21 protein-coding genes and 2 pseudogenes are annotated in these 23706 nt (G+C 45.6%); 4 read left to right on the top strand and 19 right to left on the bottom strand.

Translation table 11 applies throughout. The features are described from left to right. Positions 1–53: 53 nt before the first annotated feature. The 8 genes from L696_RS0114535 to bcaP all read right to left on the bottom strand — a co-directional run bounded on the left by L696_RS0114535 (position 54) and on the right by bcaP (position 7504). Positions 54–1355, bottom strand: coding sequence for a hemolysin family protein (locus L696_RS0114535; protein ID WP_209440966.1), 1302 nt, complete (start codon positions 1353–1355; stop codon positions 54–56). 396 nt (positions 1356–1751) lie between these two features. After that, positions 1752–2204: a spore coat protein GerQ gene (gerQ, locus tag L696_RS0114540; RefSeq protein WP_025684289.1), complete on the bottom strand. Its 453-nt coding sequence runs from the start codon at positions 2202–2204 to the stop codon at positions 1752–1754. A gap of 52 nt (positions 2205–2256) precedes the next feature. Beyond that, positions 2257–2679, bottom strand: a complete 423-nt coding sequence (locus tag L696_RS0114545) for a cell wall hydrolase (protein ID WP_025684290.1) — start codon at positions 2677–2679, stop codon at positions 2257–2259. Positions 2680–2851: 172 nt separating this feature from the next. Beyond that, positions 2852–3601: an SDR family NAD(P)-dependent oxidoreductase gene (locus L696_RS0114550; protein ID WP_025684291.1), complete on the bottom strand. Its 750-nt coding sequence runs from the start codon at positions 3599–3601 to the stop codon at positions 2852–2854. Between the two features lie 132 nt (positions 3602–3733). Next, entirely contained in the window at positions 3734–4129 is a 396-nt protein-coding gene (locus L696_RS0114555; protein ID WP_025684292.1) for a DUF2500 domain-containing protein, read from the bottom strand. Between the two features lie 188 nt (positions 4130–4317). Then, positions 4318–4500: a hypothetical protein gene (locus L696_RS0114560; protein WP_025684293.1), complete on the bottom strand. Its 183-nt coding sequence runs from the start codon at positions 4498–4500 to the stop codon at positions 4318–4320. 196 nt (positions 4501–4696) lie between these two features. Further along, positions 4697–5947 carry a YCF48-related protein gene (locus tag L696_RS0114565; RefSeq protein WP_025684294.1) on the bottom strand — a complete coding sequence of 417 codons (1251 nt, stop codon included), beginning with the start codon at positions 5945–5947 and terminating at the stop codon, positions 4697–4699. Between the two features lie 165 nt (positions 5948–6112). Further along, on the bottom strand, positions 6113–7504 hold the full coding sequence (gene bcaP, locus L696_RS0114570) for a branched-chain amino acid transporter BcaP (protein WP_025684295.1): 1392 nt from the start codon (positions 7502–7504) through the stop codon (positions 6113–6115). A 230-nt stretch (positions 7505–7734) separates the two neighbouring features. On the opposite strand from bcaP, the gene L696_RS0114575 reads away from it, so the two are divergent. Next, on the top strand, positions 7735–8664 hold the full coding sequence (locus tag L696_RS0114575) for an L-lactate dehydrogenase (protein ID WP_025684296.1): 930 nt from the start codon (positions 7735–7737) through the stop codon (positions 8662–8664). Between the two features lie 115 nt (positions 8665–8779). Here L696_RS0114575 and L696_RS0114580 read toward each other — a convergent pair whose 3' ends face one another. Next, positions 8780–9883 carry a DUF3900 domain-containing protein gene (locus L696_RS0114580; protein WP_025684297.1) on the bottom strand — a complete coding sequence of 368 codons (1104 nt, stop codon included), beginning with the start codon at positions 9881–9883 and terminating at the stop codon, positions 8780–8782. A gap of 345 nt (positions 9884–10228) precedes the next feature. Between L696_RS0114580 and L696_RS29580 the strand changes: the two are divergent. Both L696_RS29580 and L696_RS0114590 read left to right on the top strand, forming a co-directional pair. Beyond that, positions 10229–10835, top strand: a pseudogene (locus tag L696_RS29580) (hypothetical protein); the annotation flags it as partial. A gap of 810 nt (positions 10836–11645) precedes the next feature. Beyond that, the gene (locus tag L696_RS0114590; RefSeq protein WP_025684299.1) at positions 11646–13607 is read left to right on the top strand and encodes an endonuclease MutS2; all 1962 of its coding nucleotides are present in this window, start codon (positions 11646–11648) and stop codon (positions 13605–13607) included. Between the two features lie 222 nt (positions 13608–13829). On the opposite strand, the gene L696_RS0114595 is transcribed toward L696_RS0114590, so the two are convergent. The 3 genes and pseudogenes from L696_RS0114595 to L696_RS32510 form a co-directional block, all read right to left on the bottom strand. Further along, positions 13830–14792 (bottom strand): tyrosine-type recombinase/integrase, encoded by a 963-nt coding sequence (locus L696_RS0114595; RefSeq protein WP_025684300.1) that lies wholly within the window; start codon positions 14790–14792, stop codon positions 13830–13832. A 206-nt stretch (positions 14793–14998) separates the two neighbouring features. Further along, positions 14999–15250 (bottom strand): M24 family metallopeptidase, encoded by a 252-nt coding sequence (locus L696_RS0114600; RefSeq protein ID WP_245233367.1) that lies wholly within the window; start codon positions 15248–15250, stop codon positions 14999–15001. Positions 15251–15259: 9 nt separating this feature from the next. Beyond that, a pseudogene (locus L696_RS32510) lies at positions 15260–15343 on the bottom strand (type I methionyl aminopeptidase); the annotation flags it as partial. Between the two features lie 342 nt (positions 15344–15685). Between L696_RS32510 and L696_RS31205 the strand changes: the two are divergent. Then, on the top strand, positions 15686–15853 hold the full coding sequence (locus L696_RS31205) for a hypothetical protein (protein WP_007432475.1): 168 nt from the start codon (positions 15686–15688) through the stop codon (positions 15851–15853). A gap of 126 nt (positions 15854–15979) precedes the next feature. Here L696_RS31205 and L696_RS0114610 read toward each other — a convergent pair whose 3' ends face one another. The 7 genes from L696_RS0114610 to L696_RS0114640 form a co-directional block, all read right to left on the bottom strand. Then, positions 15980–17026, bottom strand: a complete 1047-nt coding sequence (locus L696_RS0114610) for a FecCD family ABC transporter permease (RefSeq protein ID WP_025684301.1) — start codon at positions 17024–17026, stop codon at positions 15980–15982. Between the two features lies 1 nt (position 17027). Beyond that, positions 17028–18092, bottom strand: coding sequence for a FecCD family ABC transporter permease (locus L696_RS0114615; RefSeq protein WP_025684302.1), 1065 nt, complete (start codon positions 18090–18092; stop codon positions 17028–17030). A 233-nt stretch (positions 18093–18325) separates the two neighbouring features. Beyond that, complete coding sequence (locus tag L696_RS0114620; protein ID WP_049827392.1) at positions 18326–19288, bottom strand: ABC transporter substrate-binding protein; 963 nt, start codon at positions 19286–19288, stop codon at positions 18326–18328. Positions 19289–19344: 56 nt separating this feature from the next. Next, complete coding sequence (locus L696_RS0114625) at positions 19345–21060, bottom strand: ABC transporter ATP-binding protein (RefSeq protein WP_025684304.1); 1716 nt, start codon at positions 21058–21060, stop codon at positions 19345–19347. 32 nt (positions 21061–21092) lie between these two features. After that, positions 21093–22100 (bottom strand): ABC transporter substrate-binding protein, encoded by a 1008-nt coding sequence (locus tag L696_RS0114630; RefSeq protein WP_025684305.1) that lies wholly within the window; start codon positions 22098–22100, stop codon positions 21093–21095. Between the two features lie 447 nt (positions 22101–22547). After that, a complete protein-coding gene (rbsB, locus tag L696_RS0114635; RefSeq protein ID WP_025684306.1) occupies positions 22548–23468 on the bottom strand; it encodes a ribose ABC transporter substrate-binding protein RbsB in 921 nt (306 codons plus the stop codon). A 33-nt stretch (positions 23469–23501) separates the two neighbouring features. Continuing rightward, positions 23502–23706 (bottom strand): ABC transporter permease subunit (locus L696_RS0114640; RefSeq protein ID WP_025684307.1); only part of this gene is annotated, 205 nt, incomplete at its 5' end.

Here is a 23706-nt window from a genome sequence, read left to right on the forward strand (position 1 = left end):
TCAAGAATAGTTCAATTATAGAATGTCTACTCTTTTATCTGGTGAATCCTGATTTACGAGACTCCCGCTTCCTCCATAAGGACTGGCTGCTTCAACAGCCGGATACGTGAAATCCGCTTGTTCTCGATTTCTTCTACAACGAACAGACAACCTTCAAATTCCACAGACTGACCCGGCTGTGGGGGGATGACCTCAACATGCGAGTACAGCCAGCCCCCTACTGTATCATAATCCTCATGATCCAGATCCAGTCCAAAGCGATCATTCACTTCATCAATTAACAGCATACCGTCAATGGAAAATTCCTCGTCATTAATCTGCTCACAACCCGGACGCTCCTGATCGAACTCATCCTGAATTTCACCAACGATCTCTTCCATAATATCCTCCAGCGTCACCATACCTGAGGTACCACCGTATTCATCAATCAGAATCGCAATTTGTGTCTTGCTACGCTGCATGCGTTTGAGCAAATCACTAATTTGCGTAGATTCAGGAACGGCAAGAATCGGACGAATCATCGTACGGGTATCCAGTTTGTTCGCCCGCAGAAGATCCTTGATATGGATAAAGCCGATAATATGGTCCTTGTCCTCGGCGCAGATTGGATAACGGGTTCTCATGCTCTCCGTCGCAATCGCGAGATTTTCCTCTGTGGACTCATTGCTGTACAAACAGATCATCTCGGTACGCGGAATCATGATTTCCCTGGCGGTCGTGTCGGTAAAATCAAATATATTATCAACAAGCGCCAATTCCGTATTATCAATTAGTCCGCTCTTATTGCTTTCTTTCATCAGAATGCGTATTTCATCCCCCGTATGCGCGGAATCGTCATATTCGGATACCGGCTCCAGACGGAATAAACGCAGCAGGCTGTTCGCCATGCCATTCAACGCCCATATGAATGGATACATCAGCTTGTAAAACCAAGTCATCAGCATGGCCGAATACAGCGTAATGGTTTCAGCTTTACGAATGGCTATTGTTTTGGGCGCCAATTCACCCAGCACAATATGCAGAATCGTAATCAAAATAAATGCAATGACCACAGCAGTACCATGTACATATACCGGTCCCAGCCCGGCGGCTGTAAATACAGGTTCGATCAAATGTGCAATGGCCGGTTCTCCGATCCACCCCAGTCCCAGCGAAGCCAGTGTAATGCCCAACTGGCAGGCAGACAGATAAGCGTCCAAATTGTGTAATATATTAGCGGCATATACGGCTTTTTTGTTGCCCGCCTCTACCAATGTGTCAATACGGCTGCTTCTGACTTTCACCATTGCAAATTCTGCAGATACAAAAAAACCGTTCAATAATACTAATGCAAAAACAATAAATAAGTTAAACATACTCGGTAAAGGGTCACTCAATATGCTCCCCATCAGCCGTCATTACGGCAGACAGGCGCACCTCCTTCGGATAATTTCATCATAAACAGAACGATAACACATCATAAGCAGCGTCAACTTCCCAACACATTCACTCCTTCCGGCTTTCACAAGCCATATTTTCGCATGAATGACGAAGCCATTCATCAGCTTATATTCAATTATATAGTTATACACTGCACAGTCAATCCGCAAGGTATGTCAGAAAAATCGGCTAACGCGGTCATTTTGACCGGAAATCGCCATTTTCCGCCTCTTACCACAAGGGAAGCTACTATATTTGAGAAAGAATGTAAATAAAATAAATCCCCCGCCCTAAGGCAGAGGATTGGGGGATAAACTATATATATAAAGACATCAGCGAATCGGGGACGAGCCCGGATTACCCATGACGCCAGGATATTGGTACAGCAGCGGCTCATCAAAAGTTGCATAGTCCAGATTCACCATCAACAGAATGGTACGTCTTCCGGTAGAAGGATCACTGATAATAATGTGGTCACGACCAGCCGCTTCCAAAATACCCTTGAAAATTTTCGCGTTCCATTCCCGGTTATTTTCATAGGTCATATAAAAAGTACCCGTTTTGCCCAGATTCAGGCGCAAAATATTTTCAATATAAGATTGCTCATATTGTGGAGTCTGAGTCTGTACCACTGTGCCAGTCGGTGTCATTGCGCTACCACTATTGACTTGAGGGGGAAAGCCGCTCATGGGCTGCATAGTTCCCATTGGAGCCAACCTAGGCCATTCGGGAAACCCGCCGCCAGTAGGATAAGAGACAGGACGGTAAGCTTGCTGTGAAATCATGTTAATTCCTCCTAAAATGGTTTTAAATCATCCAAACTCATGTTGTTACGCATTAATAGACGGCAGGGCAATCCTGTACAGTCGGGCTAAAGAAGCAATGCGCTTTAAAACGCCCAGTGTTAGTCTGGTTATACCAGGTAGCCGGACACTCTCCGGAAGGTCTGAAAAACCACAATGCATTTGAAGCCGGGCGGATTTTTTCCCCATTAATGATACGCCGGGCAAGACGAATGTCACGATCACGGGCTCTTTGATAAAAGTACCCCTTTTGGGTAGCTTCAAATCCGCCGGGACTTTGAAACACCATGTCATTCATGAGACGAATTCCCTGAAAATCCAGACAATTGGCCAAAATCCGATTAACACCGACATTGCCGACCATGAGCATTCCCTGCTCTCCTTCTCCTTCGGCCTCTGCCCGCATAAGCCGGGCAAGTGTCCTTACATCCTCTGAGTTGACATTAATAACAGCCAACGTCTCTCCTCCTTACTGCTCAATCATATATCGTATTGTATGGTACAAATGCCCAATGGGTGACAGCGACAGCGAAAAAAACAGACAAAAAAATAGCCCCGAAAATTCGGGACTATCCTACAGTGACGTATCCTTATATGAAAATTAAGTTCGCCCATGTTCAGCCTGACTTTCAGGGCTCATAAATCATTTTACGCGTCATCCCGCCGTCCACCACCAGATTTGTACCTGTTACAAAATCGTTGCCGGGTTGGGTTAAATACAGACACGCTCGCGCGATGTCGGCAGGGGTTCCTACTCGACCAGACGGATGCTGCTGATGGTCTTCGGGGCGCAGTTGTCCGTAATCCCCTGTCTCAATCCAGCCCGGACTAATACAGTTGACCCGGATGCCATCCTTTCCTAACGATATGGCCATCGCGTGTGTAAGGGCGGCAATGGCTCCTTTTGACGCTGCATAGGCTTCTGTATCCGGTTCTGACATGAAAGCCCGTGTCGAAGTCATGTTGACCACCGAGCCGCCTTCCGGATTGCGTTTCATCACCTTGGCCGCTTCTCGTGTCGCAATAAAGCAACTGCGTACATTCGTATTCAAAATGTCATCCCATTCCGCAACCGTTAAATCATACGGAGATTTCCATTTGAACACGCCTGCATTGTTAATCAGCGTATGAATGGTGCCATATTCCTCTTCCGTGGCACGGATCAGCGCAACAATATCTTCCTCCTTACGCACATCACAGGGAACAAAGATTGCCAGATGTCCTTCATTCCGTGCCGCAGCCGCAACAGCGGCCCCCTCTTCCCCATTGTGATCGGCAAATACGACCTTGGCACCCTTGCCAGCGTAGGCCAAAGCGACCTCTCTTCCGATTCCATGTGCCGCTCCTGTTACGATAACAACTTGTCCCTCAAATGACATGGCTTATTCCTCCTCTATATACTTCCCTAGTATATATGTACCAAAATGTGCTGCACAAGAAACAAGAACAGCCCCCTGGCCTGTTGTATTGCAGGGGGCTACCCATGAATGAACGGGAGAATGAGCTGCTGTCTACATTTTAACCTGTTCCAAGCTATAGCGATTAAGTCGCTGGAACCCGATGTACCGTGTACCCTGAAAGGTAAGCCGTCCCTCATCTCCCTCGGCGCATTGACCATATTCTTCCCCGCTTACCTTGAACTCCATCCGGTCGCCACTCTCCACCTCGAAGGTTACATAATAGAAAGTATAGGTACGAGTCCCTTGTTCCTCCTGCCGCCTCTGTTGGAGATGCGTCCTTCTGGCCGTAATTCGGGAACCAACCGTCAATACAGGCTGCCTTTTATTCCGGCTCCATTCCATGACTTCCTTGCCCGCAGACAGTACGATAATACCTAACACGACTACGAAAAAAACGGGCAGCACCGTACCCAGCCAATCGAACATCCATAATGACTCAAATCCCATGCACCGCACTCCTCTCCGCCAGGCATTCCACAGGGAAACGGCCGGGCATCCTCACATGACCTAAGCTTTCTGTAATAGTATATGTACGTTCCTGCCCAAATTTGTTAGCAACCCTCAAGAACGCCAAGAGCCTCCACGGAATGATCCGGGAGGCTCAATATATGGCGATATCAGAATGGTGCATCTGTTTATACATGTACAAGCTGGAGATAACGTTGTGTCTCATCCAGAACTTCATTTTCTTCTGTTTCCGCATAACGCTCTGCACACTGCTTGCAATCCTCTTCAGTCGTGCAACCATAGGCATCCTGGCAAGTGTAACAAAATTGAAGGTAGTATTGAGTTAACATATGATCCTGATTCGTTCTCATGATTATCACTCCTATCGTTGTTTACAGGTTCAGTATAACAGCGACTCATCCAGTAGATTGTGATTTTTTTCACATATTGTCATATAAAATTTAAGTTTTTAAAAATAAAGCACCCTGTGCCTCTTCCCTGATCTGTATGACCTTTTGAGGACGTGCAAAATAAGGGGAAAGCACAGGGCAATCACCCTGGTGAAGATTATAGAATCCTCCAGTTGACACCGCCATCCGTCGTTTTAAGTAACAGTGATTTCTTGTCGTCCAATCGTACCAGAAGCAGCCAACCTACCGTAGAAGAAGCAAAACGGAGCTTGACCGATCGCGGGTAATCCTTTAGCTTCGATGCCAGCACTTTGCTGCCAGTAAGGGTTGTCCACGTCTTGCCCCCATCCATTGTTCGGCTCATTCCGGCAGGGGTTATGATCCACCCTTCCTTATCATTTAGAAAGGTGCGGCCGGGAATAATGGAGTTTCTTTTACTGCTTAGCCCCAAAGACACATTATTCCATTGCGTGCCTGTATCAGCAGTAAACAGTCCGCTATATTTTGTGCCGCTATCCAAATAACAGAGAACAGGAATCCAGTACGAGGAACTACTTCCATTAAGAGACTGCGGAGCTTCGGATTTTGCTTGAGGACAACCATTCATTTTATTGGCTAACGGAGTCCAGCTCTTCCCTTGATTCGAAGTCTTATAAAGCTTAACACTGCTATCCAGATTAATCGTAACAAAACCCTGCTTGTTGCCATCAAAGCTCATTCCCGCCATGCTGCCCTGATCGGGTAAGCCCAAGCCTGACTTATTGGATGACATGCCGGAACTTTGCGCAACCTTCTGCCATGTGGCTCCTCCGTCAGTGGTATGATACAACAACTTTTGTTGATCCTGTTCATTCAGCTTTGTAGAGGCCATAATCCATCCGGTAGACGGATTTACATATTGAATCGCGCTCACATGTTCCCCGCTTGGAAGCGCTGAAATGTCCCAGCTCTGTCCCCCATCAGCGGTTCTGAGGATGACGGTTGCGGTTTTGTCCAGATTTTGACGGACAACCCAGCCGTGCCGGGAATCGGTAAAGCTAATATCCTTCCCATATTCAAGCTTGTCTTGAAATTGAACGTTTTCGGAAGGAGAAATATTATTCCAGGTCTTTCCGCCATCATGCGTATAATACAGCCGAAGCTCATTACGAGTAACTCCCCAAACAAAACCTTTGGTATCATCAATCAGATGGAAATCAGCTATTCGTGTCTGAACTACATATTTGGCATTGGGATCGCCCACCTTCGGCGTCAATGGTGGATTAATAGTTATCGTTTGTCCCTGGTCATCCGGTTCCTCAACCTGAGGTTTGGTTACGGTTTCTGTAGGTTCGGAAGAACAGCCAGCCAGCAGAATGCCTGTTAGCAGCAATACTCCCCCTAGAAGCGCACGCCAGCGCAGTTTCATATAAAATCCTCCCTCGATGGCATGCGGTAATCCCGTGCCAAAAGCTTATCTGAAACAGAATTATACCATAAACGACCCTAAGTGACACTTTTCGCATGCTCATACCAAAAAGCCGGCCACCCTTCACATACGTGCAGGATGCCGGCTTTTTAACATTTATACCTATTAGGATTTACGATTTAACAAACTTTTGTGATATCCGTAGAAGAAATAAATCAGCAAACCCAGCAGAAGCCACACGAAAAATCCAATCCACGTGCTGATATGAAGCTGAAGCATCAAACCGACGCAAACCAGGGCACTCAAAAGCGGGAGCAACGGAACCCAAGGTACGTTAAAGCCTCTTTTCAAATCCGGACGTCTCTTCCGCAGAACGATCACCCCAACCGATACAACGGCAAAAGCGAACAGGGTTCCGATACTCGTCAGGTTCGTCAGTGCATGTAATGGAAAAAATCCACTAGCCAATGCAATGATGCTTCCGACCAGCCAGGTACTTCGGATGGGTGTTTGAGTTTTGGGATTGATTTTAGAAAAAAATATCGGTAACAGACCATCACGGGACATCGAGAAGATTAGCCGTGTCTGACCATACAACAGCACGAGTAAAACCGTGGTCATCCCGGCAATCGCACCGACAGAAATCAATCCTGCCGCAAAATCTTGATGAATAAAGCGCAAAGCAAACGCAACAGGATCATTTACCCCCAGTTGCGTATAAGGTACCATTCCAGTAAGTACAACCGAGACCGCTATATACAGCACTGTACAAATCGCAAGCGAGGAAATAATACCGATTGGCATATTCCGTTGCGGATTACGTACCTCCTCTGCTGCCGTTGAAATGGCGTCGAAGCCCAAATAAGCAAAAAATACGATTGCCGCAGCACTCAAAACACCGGAAAAACCATAGGGGAGAAACGGTGTCCAGTTAGCAGGCTTAACATAAAAAATTCCGATTCCGATAAACAGCAGCACGACTCCGACTTTGACACAAACCATAATGAAATTAAATCGGACCGTTTCCTTGGCTCCGAGACTCAGCAGCAGTGTGATTAACATAATGATACACACAGCAGGCAGGTCAATAATGGTTCCCTTGGCTGAATTGAAGGCTGCGGTTAGAGCCAGTGGTAAATGTATATCGAAGCCGGCCAGCAAGCCTTGAAAATAAGCAGACCAGCCACTACTCACAGAGGCAGCCGCCACCCCGTATTCCAGAATTAAGTCCCAACCCAGCACCCAGGCCAGAATTTCCCCAAACACAATATAGCTATACGCATAAGCACTGCCAGCAGCGGGAACCGTAGATGAAAGCTCCGCATAGCACAAGGCTGCCAGCACGCAGGCAATTCCTGCAATAACAAAGGAGATCATCAGGCCAGGACCCGCATTTTCCGCTGCTGCCTTGCCTGTGATCACAAAAATCCCGGTACCGATGATACATCCTACACCCAGCATAGTCAGATCGAAGGCGCCCATCGTTCTCTTCAAGTGACCCGTCGTTCCGTTTTCCCCTTGCGGGAGCATCCCTGTCTTTTTTCGAAATAAGTCCATAATCATAATCCTCTTTCCATAATGTCGTACGCCAATATTGCTACTGCAACGCTTTAGTGTGTGTCCCTGCCATTCGATTAATTATTAGCGAGTCCCTGTTTGATGTCAAGGAGAAATGTCATATTTCTTTGCAGTGGAGGGCACATATACAGTAAACTAAGTTGGAAAGATAAAATTTGTATTATTAAAAAATGAAAAGGTATTCAACCCGAGAAGGAGATGAGGATTTTATGAGCTTAAAACCTTACAAACGAAGCAGAGTGGCCATTGTCGGCATGGGAGCGGTCGGTACAACGACCGGTTACACCCTCCTGCTACGCCAACGTATGTCAGAACTTGTCTTTATCGATGTAAACGTCAAAAAGGCGCAGGGGGAAATGCTCGATATGAACCACGGGCTTCCCTTTCTCGGCGGTGTCAAAGTGTGGGCAGGTGATTATGAAGACTGCCGTGATGCGGATATCATCATTGTTACAGCGGGCGCATCACAAAAGCCGGGAGAAACACGCATTGATTTGCTCAAGCGTAATGCCGAAATTTTTGAAAGCATTATTGATAATATCGTCAAGGTAAACACACACGGCATTTTGCTGATCGCAACCAATCCAGTGGACATTCTCTCCTACATTTCCTGGAAACGTAGTGGCTGGCCTTCGAGCAGAGTTATCGGTTCGGGAACGCTGCTGGACAGCGCACGCTTCCGTTATTTGATTGGTAAGCAAAAGGGCATTGACCCTCGCAGCATCCACGCCCATATTATTGGAGAACATGGCGACTCCGAACTGCCTGTATGGAGCACGGCCAACATCGCAGGAACTCCATTGGAGCTGGGCGAAGAAACGAAAAATGAGATTTTTGAAAACACCAAAAATGCAGCCTATGAAATTATAGATGCCAAAGGCGCGACTTCTTACGCCATCGGGCTAGCTCTCGACCGGATCGTAGCCGCCATTCTGGGAGACGAAGGGTCGGTACTTAATGTGTCCACCTTGCTGGAAGATTATAACGGAGTGTCTGACGTTTATCTGGGTGTTCCAAGTATCGTAGATCACAACGGAGTACGTGAAATTTTGGATCTTCCACTGAATGACAAGGAACGTCAAGGGCTACACCAATCTGCGGACAAGCTGAAAGATCAAATCAGTAAACTCAGCTTGTAGATGAACGAACTGAAATTGTAGACAAAAAGGGCCTCCACAGCGGCGAAAATACCGTTGAGAGGCCCTTTGATTATGTCATATAAGAGTTCAGCTTATCGTAAACAGTTTACTCAGATTACCAAGGCGGCGTATCGCCATCGGCAAACTCGTCTTCTTGCAGGCGTTTCTCTTTCAGCCGCTCAGCCACCGTTTCGAACGATTCAGGTTGAAGCAGCTCAATCGGTGAAAAGCCTTTTTCAAACGTAAATGCATCGCCTTCAATGATAAGCGCGTACCTGTCGTGCAGCTTCGTAATATGCAGCTTGGCCCCAAAGTCGGACAGCAGTCCACGTACAGCCGTATCATCCAGCTTGAAGCGAACTTCAATTTCCGGCTTTAGCTCAACAATATGCTGTGCAGCTTCTACGACCTGAAGGGGTTCCCATTTCCCTTGCAAATCCCGTTTTTCACTGGCCGCCCACAGCTCCAGATCACGTTCCTCTTGCTGTCTTTCCTCATTGGAAGCATCCGGCCATTTCGTCTCTACATAGTTCTGGACGAAGCCCATGACATGCTCATTGACGATTTCTGGCATGGATTGCTCATAGGTCACAAATTTCAGAAAATCCTCAAAATACCGTGCATGCGAGGACTGGTGAATTTTAAGCTCCCACTCATCGTTCATCCCCTCCTCCAGCATGTAAGGATACATGATAGATTTCATATTACGGGCTGAAATAGCCATTTCGACCTCACTGACCAAACTGCTTTCGGTAATCCGGGCAATTTTAGGTTCAAAATCACATTTGAGCACAAAAATAAAGGGATCATCGGAGTGTGTATTCAAGGTAGCCTGTACAATGATCAGCGCTCCGCCGCGTACCGCGCTCGTATCCAGATACATCCGCACCAGATCGTCGCAGGCATTTTTAAAATCTTCCTTATCCTCTGCTGCCCGCAGCCGGGCGAACATATTGAAATTGGGATTACTGCTCAGTTCATGCTCCGGTTCGACGATAAAGCGGCCAATTTTGGTCGGTGCCTGCTCTGTGCTCGGATTTTTCTCGACCTTCCGCTTGCTAATGCGGGCAAATTCCCCGTCCAGAAATTTTTTAACATCGCTTTCGTCATAATCATAGTCATCCATCGTAGCGTAATGCTTGTAGGACTTACCGCCCTGTCCTTCTTTTCCGTCTACCTGAATTACAAAAAAAGATAAAAAGTCCACTTGAAAGTTCATTTGCGTCTCATACGCTCCTTTTCAGGCATGTACGCGTAATTATATCACTATGGATTTAAAACGTACATCGGATTCAAGTCCTCATCATCAAGATACACATTATAGTTAACATAATATTTATTATGTTAACTTAATTTGCGAATTAGATATAATTTCCAAATCACAAGTTTATATTGAGTCCATTTACCACTATTCTGATCCAAGTCCTTAAGCATCATTGACCCATTAATTTCCTATGCCATACTCTCTTCATAATTCAAAAAAACATTTGACTAAACAGTAGTTCATTTATTATATTACCTATTGTTATATAGACAATTATATATTTTGTTTATATAAGTAAAATTAAACTTAAGGGTTTTTACGCCCATTTTTCTGTTTGCCATCATTGGAGGAACGCTCGCTGACCGTTGGAGGCCCAAACGGACCATGATTAGTTGCGATCTGCTGTCCACTTTCTTTTCGGCCATCCTGTCTCAATTTTCTCAGCCATCTGCGATGAGGTTATTTAAGCAGCATGTAGCACCGGAACAGCTTCAAGGAGTGATGACCTGCAAAAAAAGTACAGCCGCAAATGCTGCTGGTGGTCGGACTTTTGGTGAGCCCACTGGCAACCTTCGGAATCGGCTGGTCGCACAGTATTGTCCTGACGCTGGCTCTACAGGTATTCAGCGGCTTATTTTATCCGTGCATTCATATCGGCATCAACACCATGATGATAAAAAATGCCGAAGCAGCTTTCATCGGCCGCGTCGGCGGAGCCCTCTCTCCCCTGTTCACAGGGATGATGGTCGTCGGTATGAGTATTGGCGGGGCGATCAAGCATGCGTCTTCCCTGTTTATCGTATTTGCTGTCAGTACTGGGTTGTTTTTAGTCGGAGCGATGCTGTTGGTACCGTTGCTTCGTGATACCCCGTCTGAACAAGCTGTAGCAGCTGGTGAATCTGAGTAATACAAGAAACCGATCCTAATTGGTATGCAGGTGTATCCTGCCATCCGTTTAGGGTCGGTTTTTTATGATCACATCATAATTTCATAATTTCATACGACCTATGACTCTCTTCCTTCATGTTGTCTTTTCTATAATGGTGTTTGCTCACAACATTTAAGTTAACACAATATATATTATGTTAACCTTTTTATTGTTAAGCAAAAACAGGTCCTCATGATCACCATTGTACCGAATTTAAAAAGCCCCGATGCTCGTTTATCTTTTTCGTTTTATAGATTTAGAATAAACTTGACTTGACTTCGGTGCTGACTGATCGTATAGTGTGGATATATCTGTAATCAAGGGAGAGATTTTGATGTCGGTGAACGTTCTTAACTAAGCAACTTCATATTCAGGGAAGACCATTCAGGCGCTTGTGCCCTCCGGGGACAGGTTTGTTTGCTGCTGTGTCTTTATCCCTGACATTAGTTAAGAACATGCGGATATCATAAATCGCCTCAGGGATTATTTTCTTCTAGGCCTTATTCCGTGCTGTGTTCAGCGCGGTTTTTTTGTTTTCAGATTTTGTGAACTTCCTTTATACACCTCCTATTCATGGACTAATTAGCTTACAAATTGGTTTACTCATGGATGATTTGGGGACACATAAAATGGAGCTGCAAAAGCTGGATTATAGGCTTATTTGACGATAAATTCCCTCTTTCCTTCAGGGCGGAGAATGAACGATTTGTTCATTCTCCGCCCTTTTTTTATTTCACAGAGAAGGCTCTAAACAATCCTAAAATCACACACTAAAGGAGAGATTTATTCATGAATGAAACCACAATGCAGCGTTTGGAATACGACCGGATCAAAACAAGAGTTTCCGAATGTGCTTTTTCTTACCTTGGTAAGCGCCATGCCGCTTCTATGCAACCAATTACAGACATACGTACGATCAAGATCCGCCTTGACGAAGCGACCGAAGCCTTGCAGCTCATTCGCCACGGTGCAAGTGTTCCCATTCCCTCCCTGGAAGGGATGGAACACATTCTTCACTTGCTGGGAACCGGATATTTGTTCAGCGAGCACGATTTTTCTCACATTGCCCAATTTATCAGAAGTTGCACTCAACTGATAACATATATGGGTTCCAAGTCGAATGCCGCTCCAAGCGTCAGTGCCTATGCTTCTTCCATGTATGGTATGGAACCCCTTCTGTCTGAAATTGAAAGATGTATTTATTCAGGAAAAGTGACGGACAGCGCCAGTAAAGAACTGGCTAAAATCCGCAAAAAAATAGCGGTCACGGAAGAACGGATCAAAAGGAAACTCGATTCTCTCACCAGCCGTCACCGATCCATCTTGCAGGAAAATATGGTCAGTCAGCGCGGTGGCCGTTACGTGCTTCCGATCAAAAAAGAATTTCGCAAACAGGTGAAAGGCAACGTGCTGGATGAATCAGGTAGTGGTCAAACGGTTTACATCGAGCCTGCCGAGATCGTAAGTCTGCAATTCGATCAGAGTGCGAACATGGCCGAAGAATCCAAAGAAGAAATGAAAGTGCTGGGAGATCTGACGACACTTGCTGAGTCATATAACCGGGAGTTGAACATCAACACAGAGACGGTAGGCATACTCGACTTTTTATTAGCCAAAGCCAAATATGCCTTGACAATGGATGCTGTGCCTGTCGAGCTTAACCTTGACGGAATTATAGACATTCGAGGGGCACGTCACCCGTTCATGGGAAATTCCATGGTTCCACTTGATTTCTCAATCGGTGAAGGCTACTCCTCACTCATCATTACCGGACCCAATACAGGTGGAAAAACGATGGCCCTCAAAAGTGTCGGCCTGTTAACTCTGATGGTGCAGTCCGGATTGCTGGTACCTGTTTCGGAAGGCAGCCGAATGGCTGTATTTGAGGAAATTGAGGTAGATATCGGAGACGGACAAAGCATCGAGCATGCTTTGAGCACCTTTTCTGCACATATCCGCAACATGATCGGCATTTTGGAAACAGCGGGCAACTCCACTCTGATCCTGATTGACGAAATGGCATCTGGAACCGATCCGGGCGAAGGTGTGGGCCTTTCTATCGCGCTGCTGGAAGAATTCCACCGCCGCCGGGCAACCGTAGTGGCTACCACGCACTTTAGCGAGATTAAGCATTTTGCTGAAAATACACCGGGATTCCAAAATGCTCGTATGGAGTTTGATACCGAAACGCTGCAACCCTTGTATCGTCTTCGGATCGGCGAGGCCGGGGAAAGCTACGCATACGCCATTGCCTTGAAGCTGGGGATGTGGAATCGCATTATTGACCGTTCTCAGGCTATTTCTGCGGGTAGGACGTCTCAAAATACACAGGAATCATTTGTGATTCCCCCAGCTTATGATGATGTAAAACAGAACACAATAAGTGAACTCTCTCCTAAAAGAGCGTCTTTAAAGCATACAGCCACAAAACAGGTGAAACAAGAACACACTGCCGGACCTAAGCCATTTGCCCTTGGTGACAGTGTTTACGCAGCCTACCTGAACCGGACTGGAATTGTGTACAAAACCGAAGATGAACGAGGCAATGTCGGGGTTTTGATCCAAGGACAAAAGCTGACCATAAACAAAAAGAGGCTTATTCTTCATATTGCAGCTACCGAGTTGTATCCCGACGACTATGATCTGGACATCGTTTTGGAAACTAAGGAAAACCGCAAAAAACGGAAGCTTCTAGGCCGGAAGCATGTCGAAGGCCTGATGATTGAATCTCCTCCGGAAGATAAAGTGTAAAAACAATTGTAGATTCAACTCTAATAATCGTTAAAATGAATATAATATGTTGGTATTGTTCGTTGATATGAAGTTATGAAATTGGGTCCATTCTATTGAGTTTACATAATATTCATTATGTAAACTCATTCTTTTTATTCTCCCTAATGCGCTTATCATATCCCTGTAAATATTTTACTTTTGACTATCGAACACTTTATTCCCCTTTTTCTCTCGTTGTCCCTAACTCTTTAATTCCATCATAGGTACCTGAATATCCAGCTTGTCCATCGCTTTTTCTTTTTCCCGATCCGTGACATGTGTATATACCGTGGTCGTCTGGATGGATGAATGTCCCAGCAGCTCCTGCACAGTACGCAGATCGGCCCCCTTACGCAAAAGCATCGTTGCAAACGTATGGCGCAGCTTGTGACTGGAGTAAGATACCCGACGTTCCACACTCTTATCCTGCTGGAATCGCTCGAACGTTTCCGTAGCAATCTGCTGAATAGAGCGCACCGCCAAACGGCGGCCTTTTTGCGACACAAACATCGCGTCCTCCTTCCCCCTCCACGGCGTTAATCTTTCCTCCAACGCACGTTCCACAATATCACACACACCCTCCGGCACCGGAAGCGCACGCCACTTGCGCCCTTTACCAAACACATCTAGTGTGCGCCGTTCTCTGCTAAAATCCGAGACATTCAAAGAATGAACCTCTCCCACCCGTAATCCCATATATACCATCAGCAGAAAAATAGCCATGTTGCGATTTGCATATTTTCCCTCCACTGCGAGTAAAAACGGCTGAATTTCCTTTTCATCCAAATAGACGGGCATACGATTCTTTTCGGTCTTTGCTTTTTTAATTCCAAATGCCGGATTCGTGCTGCACAATTCAAATTCCTGCAACGCTTTGTAAAAGCTACTTACCGCCGCATGCTTCCGGTTCCGCGTACTATCTCCAGCCCCACTTTCCCGCGCTTTAGACAGATACGACATCACATGAATTTTCTTCACCTGATCAAGTGGCTTTTCACGCAGCGTACGTAAGAACTGCTTTACATCCCCCGTATAGTTTTTTTGCGTATGTATCGTATATCCCGCATCCTTCATCCAGATCAAAAAAGCTTCCAGCTCCTCAGCATACACTTCATCAATATCATCTATCGTATCCGGCTCCATTTGTCGTATCCCTTTTTTCATCCCGATTCCCTCCGCTTCGATTCATATTCCCAAATACCAAATATGCCGTAAAACGTCCATTTTCGCCTAATTTTTATCGACAATCCAATCGACAACTAATGCGTGAGGTCTAATGAAAGTCGATTTAAACCTAAACAGCGTATAATTTATATTATACGCTGTTTTTTAAGCGGTTTTCAAGCACAAATAAAGCACCTTTCCCTTGTTTAGCAGCCGAGAGAAAACATAACCCAACTACCTAATGTCAGCATAGGCTCAACGGCATGGCCAGTAAACTCCCTAACATTTCCGTATTCATAATGCTGAGCAAGACCATCTATTGCATATCCGATATCACCTGTACGATTTCCAACAACGGCTTGCTCAATGCCCAGGAATAAGCTTTGATGACACGCCTTCATCAGTTTCTCTGCACCCCGTGAACGTATTTTTTCCTCCACCAATCGATCAATTTCCATGGTTGTGATACCTGGCTTGATTATGGAGGCCAACATAGCATGACATTCTGCGACAATTCGGCCAGCCGTCCTCATGAATCTCAATTTCTTCATCCGATTTTAAAATAATCATTATTGTATCTCCTCACTTCTAAAGTGTCATTGCATCTTACTCTTTATTGCAATGAATACACGGCAGTCAAATTCTATTCATTTAGCTAATTACGTCTTAGCTCCTGTTATCACCAGCATCAGGAAGCATATCTAAGAACCTACGGGGTGAGTAGCCATCGACGGGATGTGGGAGATGTGAAAAAGAATTTTGCTGTCTCGCTCTGTTTTCCCTTCATCATTCAGCACGCTATACTTAAAGAAGTCGAAAGGCAACTTATATTCAGCTTATGCTCATTTCAAAAATGTAGGTTTATTCATGACAAAGGGAGTGTTCATTTATTTATGAGTACCGAAATGCTGGAACGTCGAAGTGAAATTCTAAAACGAAACATCCATCAGTTGCTGGTTCAGGAAAATCAACACGGCGTGACGCGTCAGGAAAATTACACGTTGCATAAAATGATCAGAGAGCTTCATCAAACCTCTCACGCCTTGAATACTTCCCGTTGATATGAAAGAATGCGATTACTTACATTTCAAATGCAAAATAACCTTCAACACCACTAAGGAAGTGGGGCTGAGGGTTATTTTGTCGTGTATAGCTTTTAATGAGTAAGTTATGATTTCTTCGCAGGATTATCCCTTGGAGCGACTCAGCAGATACAGGAAGTATGGCGCTCCAATGATGGCCACAATTAAACCTGTCGGGATTTCCTTCTGTAAAGGTAAGGATCGTGTGATCGTATCGGCCGCAAGCACTAACAGTGCCCCGACCAAGGCACAGGCCACTAACAGCATCTTATGCTTCGGTCCCACCACCTTTCTTGCCAAATGCGGAGCGACTAAACCGACGAAGCCGATTCCACCGCTAACCGATACGCTGGAACTGGCCAATCCAACCGCAGCAGCGAGTAGAAGGATGCGTTCTTTTTCAATTGATGTACCTAACCCGGATGCCATCTGATCCCCAAGATTAAGCACATCCATTACAGTGGCCTTGTAGTATGCGAAAGGCAGCAGCACAACAAGCCAAGGTAGCAGCGCCATTACAAATTTCCAGTTAGACCCCCATATACTTCCTGCCAGCCAACTGGCAACAAACGTATAACTTTCAGGCGTAAGCTTGAGGGTCATGATGATCATCGCAGCACTGATCCCCGCCGCTACACCAATTCCGCTTAACAGTAACCTTATCGGAGAAATCCCTTCACCCTTTTTGTAAGAAAGCGCATAGATCAGAATAGCTGCCGCTCCCGATCCAATCAGCGCAAGGGCAGGTAGTAAAAACAATGAATTCGTTGTTTGCATCGTTGGGAAAAGCAATACAAACAGCATAACCATCAGCCCGGCTCCGGCATTAATCCCCAAAATACCAGGGTCCGCCAAACTATTACGTGAAACTCCTTGCATGATACAGCCAGAAACAGCCAGACCTGCACCGATCAAAATGGAAATAACCATTCGTGGCAATCGGAATTCAAATAAGATTAACTCCTGCTGTGGAGTCCCTTGCCCAAATAAGGTTCTAAAAAGCTCCATTGGCGAAAGTCGAATGGTTCCTGTATTCGCACTAATGGTGAATGCAACAATGAGTAGAATGAGCAGAACGATAACAACGATCCAATCATGGATTTTTTTACGGTGACCTGCTTTGGCAATAGCTCCAGTCGTAATGTTATTCATCTTACAGTGCTCTCCTTTCTTTACGAGCCAGATAAAGGAAGAATGGCACCCCAATCAGGGCAATAAGCACGCCTACTGGTGTTTCCTCCGGTGCATTAATCATACGGGCCGCCAGATCGGCAAACACGATGAGTAAAGCTCCTATAATGGCCGAGCAAGGAATGATCCAGCGATAATCTACACCTACCAGCTTGCGGGTTATATGGGGAATAATCAATCCCACGAAACCTATAGAGCCAACCAACGATACCGCGGCACCCGCCAGGATCAGAACAAGAATTATCCCTGCCACCTTTACCAGCCCAGTGCGCTGACCGAGACTGAGCGCAATTTCATCCCCGAGGCTGAGCAACGTAATAGACCGTGACAGCATAAGCGCGCCGATGAAAGCCGCCACAACCCAAGGCAAGACAATTCCTAGTTGCACCCATTTGGTTCCGCTGAGTCCCCCTGCATACCAGAAGGCCAGATCCTGCCCGACATTAAAATACAAGCTGATCGCGTCACCCAAGGCAGACAGCAACGCCGTTACAGCTGCACCCGCCAATACAAGGCGTACTGGCGTAAGTCCAGCCTTGGATATGGAGCTTGTACCATATACCATCACAACAGCTAAGGCAGCACCAACAAAGGAGTACAGCATTAACTGTAAAAAGGATGACCCGGGAAAAAGGGCAAAACAAATCGCCATCGCCAAACTGGCTCCCGAATTCAATCCAAGCAAGCCCGAGTCAGCAAGCGGATTGCGGGTCATCCCCTGCATAATCGCCCCCGCCACAGCGAAGCAGACTCCGATCAACACACCACCCAAAATCCGTGGTAGCCGGATTTCCCAAATAATTTGATGATTTTGTATTTCAGGATTAAAATGAAAGACTGCGTTCCATACCTCAAACAGCCTAATAGGAGCTGCACCAAAAGATAGGGATAGAGCGATACCGAACGCCAAAAGGGCTAGCCCGGCTGTTAAGATGAGCGAAGCCGCCCATGGCCGTGAGTGGAATGGAGTCAGCGGCTGGCTATTGTTACTCTGGGCGGGACTCTCCGATGAATCTGTTAATTTCATGACTATTTTTCACCCTTACTGTTGAATAGTATGTAGGCTTTCACACAAACCTGTGCTCATGAAGGCGTTTGATAATGAGAATTATTATCATCCAATCTTTACTATTGTAAATTAATGCGACAATGGCTTCAATAGTAAATTTCGACGAACCCGTGAAGCCCTGCAATTTTGTGAAAAAATAAAGCCCTTTGGCATAAATAAATACCAAAGGGCTGCCAGCAACACCTGAGTAACTACTTCTGTGAAGCCTTCTCTTTATTCCGCTCGACGAGCATGTCTGCTATTTCTTCTGCTTGTCCTACAATGGCAATCGGGTCAAAGTACCAATATCGATCCTCCTGTAACTCAAAGACCTTGCCATTTCGGACGGCATCCAGTGACTTCCATATACTGTCCCCTGTATAACCGGCGGTTTCCTTGTTAACCGTCAGAAAAATATAAGAGCCGGCATACTGATTAATAACTTCTTTCGATACCGATTTCCATTGAGTCTCACCTAATAATTCTTTTTGGACAAGTGGCGGAGGTGTCAAATCCAGTCCTCTGTAAACCGCCTGCCCTCCTCTGCCAAAGTTATCACCATATACAAAGTATTCTTTATCCGAAGCTTCCATTACGGTGAAAGTATCCCCAGGTTGAACAATTCCCTTCAACTTGTCACGTGCAGCCTGCATCCGCTGATCGTATTGGGCAAGCCACGTTTTGGCTTCCTGCTCTTTTCCAAGCAGCTCACCAAAAGCTGTCAGTTCCTCATGCACATCCTTGTACGTTCCATAAGGAATGACGATGGTTGGAGCAATTTTACTGTATTTCTCATATTCAGAAGCATCTTTGGAACCAATCAGAATCAAATCCGGCTCCAGAGTAAGTACCTTTTCAAAGGACACGCTACCGCGATCTCCAATGCTTGTAATGCCCTGTACAAGATCCTTTGAAAACGGATTATCCAGATAATATTTAACACTTCCCACAGGTTTAATTCCTAGTGCTAATAAATCATTCTGGTACATATCTACTACAATCCGCTGAGGGTGAACCGGTATTTTAATATCTCCATGAATCGTTTTGACTGTTTTCATTTCCTCTGACTTTTGTTCGCTAGATGTTTGATTCTGCTTTTCACCCGGTTGCTTTACATTTCCACCACAAGCGGTAAGAGCTAAAATGACTGACAGAAGCATCATTACAATCCACATTTTCTTTGTCAAACCTGTTCATTCCTCTCTCTATTTACGGTGTCATATTGGCCTATTTACGTTCCGTATTGAGCTTGGTGCAGGCGGCTATATGCCCCTTTTACTGCCAATAACTCTTCATGTCTGCCTTGCTCGGCAATCCCTTGATCTGCAACTACGATAATGCGGTCAGCATTTTTGATCGTTGCCAGACGATGCGCGATAACGAGTGTCGTACGGCCTTGGGATAGCTCTGTCAACGCCTGCTGAATCGCAGCTTCCGTCTCTGTATCCAGTGCCGATGTTGCTTCATCCAAAATGAGAATAGGCGGATTTTTGAGGAACATCCGTGCAATAGACAAACGTTGCTTTTGACCCCCGGACAGCTTTACACCCCGTTCACCAATCATCGTATCCAGACCTTCCGGATAGGAACGAACAAGGTCTTCAATCTGGGCCCGACGGGCAGCATCCCAAATTTCTTCCTCCGAAGCATCGAGCTTGCCATAAGCAATATTTTCACGAACCGTTCCATCAAACAGGAATACATCCTGCTGTACGATACCAATCATGGAGCGCAACGATTCCAGCTTCATTTCACGGATATCCATACCATCAATGGTAATGCTGCCTTCCTCCACATCATAGAAGCGTGGCAACAAACTGCAAAGCGTCGTTTTACCTGCTCCTGAAGGGCCGACCAGTGCTACAGTTTCTCCCGCATAGATGGATAGGTCCACTTTACGCAATATCTTGTCTTTGTTTTCATAACCAAACGTTACACCTGCAAATTGGATCTCTCCGTTGAGATGGCTAACGGTCTTGGCTCCTGGCAAATCTTCTACATCCGATTCACTTTCCAACAAATCCAGGTAACGTCGGAAGCCGGCGATGCCTTTGGGATACGTTTCAATGACGGAGTTAATTTGTTTGATTGGTGCGAGAAATACATTGGACAGCATCACAAATGCGATAAATTCCCCATAGGTCATCTGCCCCTCAATAACAAACCATGTTCCACATACAAGCACAAACAATGAAACCAGCTTCATCAGTATAAAACTAATCGAGGAATTCCAGGCCATAATGCGGTAAGCGATCAGCTTTGTTTTTCGAAACCGTCCGTTATTTTCAGCAAATCGTTCCATTTCATGTGCTTCGTTAGAGAACGCTTGAACAACGCGAATCCCGCTGACGTTGTTTTCAATCCGGGCGTTGTAATCCGCAATATCAGAAAACATACGATGGAAAGCAGCATTCATTTTGCGACTAAAATACAAGGACAAGTAAATCATCAGCGGTACAATAATAAATGTCAGCACAGCCAGCTTCCAGTTAATGCTGAGCATAATACCGAACGCCCCGCCCAGCGTCATCAACGCGATGAACAAATCTTCGGGCCCGTGGTGAGCGATTTCCCCGATATCCATCAGATCGTTGGTCATACGGGAGACGAGATGCCCTGTTTTGTTATTATCAAAAAAACGGAAGGATTGCTTCTGCACTCGATCAAACAGCTTTTTACGCATATCCGATTCGATGTTAATCCCCAGCTTATGGCCCCAATAGGTAACCACGTAATTTAATCCAGCACTAACTACATAAATACCAAGAAGTCCTAGACAGGCATATAAAATCCACTTCCAGTTCCCACTAGGGAGCAAATCATCGACCACCCGATTGACGGCAAGTGGAAAAGCCAGCTCCAGCAGTGCAGCCAGCAAGGCGCAAGAGAAATCAATAATAAACAAAGTCCGGTAAGGACGGTAGTATTCAAAAAATCGTCTTAGCATGTATATGGCTTTTCCTTTCTTATTGCGAGTGATTATTTAGGATCGGTGGAAAGCATGGTAACGGCTTCATCCAGCGATTGGTCGATAGCAAGCGGTGAATATGTAAACCACGGGTCAGCTTTGATGAAATATACTTTGTGGTTTTTAACCGCAGGGAGATTTCTCCACAGTGCGCTTTGCTCGATTTCCTTGAGGATTCCATCCTTGCTCTCTTCATCATAAACCAGCATAATAATTCGGTCCCCAGACAGTTCAGGCAGCTTTTCCATCGAGATGCTATCGTAAACAAAATTAAAGTTCGGGTCCTTCGCCAGCTTTTGGCGTATGTACTCAGGAGGGTTCAATTCCAGCGAGCGGTAAATAACATGTCCTACATTCCGCGCCCCGTACACTCTCAGCACATCCTTGCCGTAGGTCATGTAAATCGTGACCGTTTCATCTTTCTTAAATTTTCCTGCCAGCTTCTTCCGGCTTTCGGCAGCCTTTTGATCCAGATTAACAATCCACTGCTCAGCTTCCTTGTCCTTACCTAGCACAGCGGCAACATCCCGAAATTGCTTGAACACATCCCCTTTCATAAAAGAAACGACTACAGTTGGAGCAATTTTCTCCAGTTGTTCCTTCACTTCGGGACTGGTTTCTTCTGTTGTTATGATCAGGTCTGGTTGTAGCTCCAGCACCTTTTCTACATTCGTCGGGTTCCCAATATCCGCAACTCCGTCAATCTTACCTTTTAAATAATCGCCTTCCAACAAATGGGAAGCAGCACCTGCAGGCTTAACTCCCAAGGCCAGCATAGCATCCAAATATTGCGTTGTGACAACCCGCTGCGGATTTACAGGGATATTGATCTTGTTGCCCGTGGCATCTGTATATTCACGCATGGCAACCGTTTGGGATTGCCCGGAAGAGTCGTTAGTGCTAGTCTTTCCGTTGGTTTGATTACCGCTATCTGCGTTTCCACAAGCACCCAGTACAACCGTCAGCAGAACTACCAGACACAGTGTGATACCCCATTTTATCCTGTTATTTTGTTGCAAGATGATGTCCTCCTTAAGTGTATACATCTAAAATGATAGTGATTCTCATTATCACACAATTGTTATTGTATCTTTTACCGCTACTTCTTACAACACCAAAATTAAAAACTTCCAAATAAATACGAAGCAAATGATTCCTCTTTTTACATAATCGCATTCAAAATAAAGAATCGTTTTCATAGAACCCTGGCTACCGATTACAATTGGCAGACCGGAGCAAAATATACGTTTACTGGATAAACTAAGATTCATTTTGCACCAGCCTTAATAACATGATCCATCCCTTCTCTCATAAGCATGTACTATCCAAATGGTATAAAATAAAGACTGTCCTCAAAAGACAGCCTTTGTTCATTCAGCAGCTCCTGTAAGAGAAACTAAAAAAACGGACTGATCGCATTCACGTATCAGCCCGAAATCTTAAATATATGGGGTCATATACCCGTTTTATTTCTTCAGATCCACTAATTCCAGCTTGGCAGGAATTGATTTTTTCACAGTTTTACCTTGGAGTACATCCTGTGCCGCCCGAACCGCCAATTGTCCAATCAGTTCGGGTTGCTGAGCCACGGTCGCCGTGAGCTTGCCCTCCTTAATAGATTTAAGTGCATCCTCGTTGCCGTCAAAGCCGATCACCGGAATATTTTTACCCGAGCTTTGAATGGCTTCAATTGCCCCAAGCGCCATTTCATCATTATGGGCAAATACCGCCTGAACGTCCGGGTTGCCTTGCAGCAGGTTTTCCATGACATTCAAACCCTTGGTCCGGTCAAAATCGGCCGACTGTTTGGCAATAACGTTCAGTTCCTTATCCGCTACTTCGTGGAAGCCTTTGCCCCGTTCGCGGGTAGCCGATGCACCTGGTACGCCTTCCAGCTCAATGACCTTTGCACCTTTTCCGACCTGATCAATCACGTATCTGGCAGCCATGCGTCCACCCTCTACATTATCCGAAGCAACAAGCGCTTTTACTTCTCCTTTGTCAGCCGAACGATCCAGCGTAATGACCGGGATGTTCAGAGCGTTCGCGGATTGAACCACCGTAGAGATAGCCGACGAATCTGTCGGGTTAATTAACAATGCATTTACGCCTTGCTGGATCAAATCGTCTACATCATTGCTTTGCTTCGCCGAATCATTTTGCGCATCGACGACAATGACTTGCAATCCTTGTTTTTTGGCTTCTGCAACAACTCCATCTTTGAGAGAGACGAAAAATGGATTATTCAGTGTAGAGATGGACAAGCCTATTTTAATGTCCTTCAAGTTCGCGGCTGCTTTAGGTTTCGCCCATTCCGGCGGTTCCAGAGAACAGCCTGTCATGAGCAGGAGGAGCAAGGCTGTCATAATTAGTGTAAGCTTTTTCATATATGTGGTCTCCTTATATATAGATTAGGTGGTTTATGCAGATTTCTTACGGTCAATCAATACAGCAATGGCGATTACAATCCCTTTGACCACCATTTGATAAAAAGAGTTCACACCCAGCAAATTCAAGCCATTGTTCAGCGTCCCGATAATGAGTACACCGATCAACGTACCTACGATTCGCCCCCGTCCGCCTGACAGGCTTGTTCCGCCCAGTACGACAGCCGCAATGGCATCC

This window comes from Paenibacillus maysiensis (assembly GCF_000520815.1).
GTDB lineage: Bacteria > Bacillota > Bacilli > Paenibacillales > Paenibacillaceae > Paenibacillus > Paenibacillus maysiensis.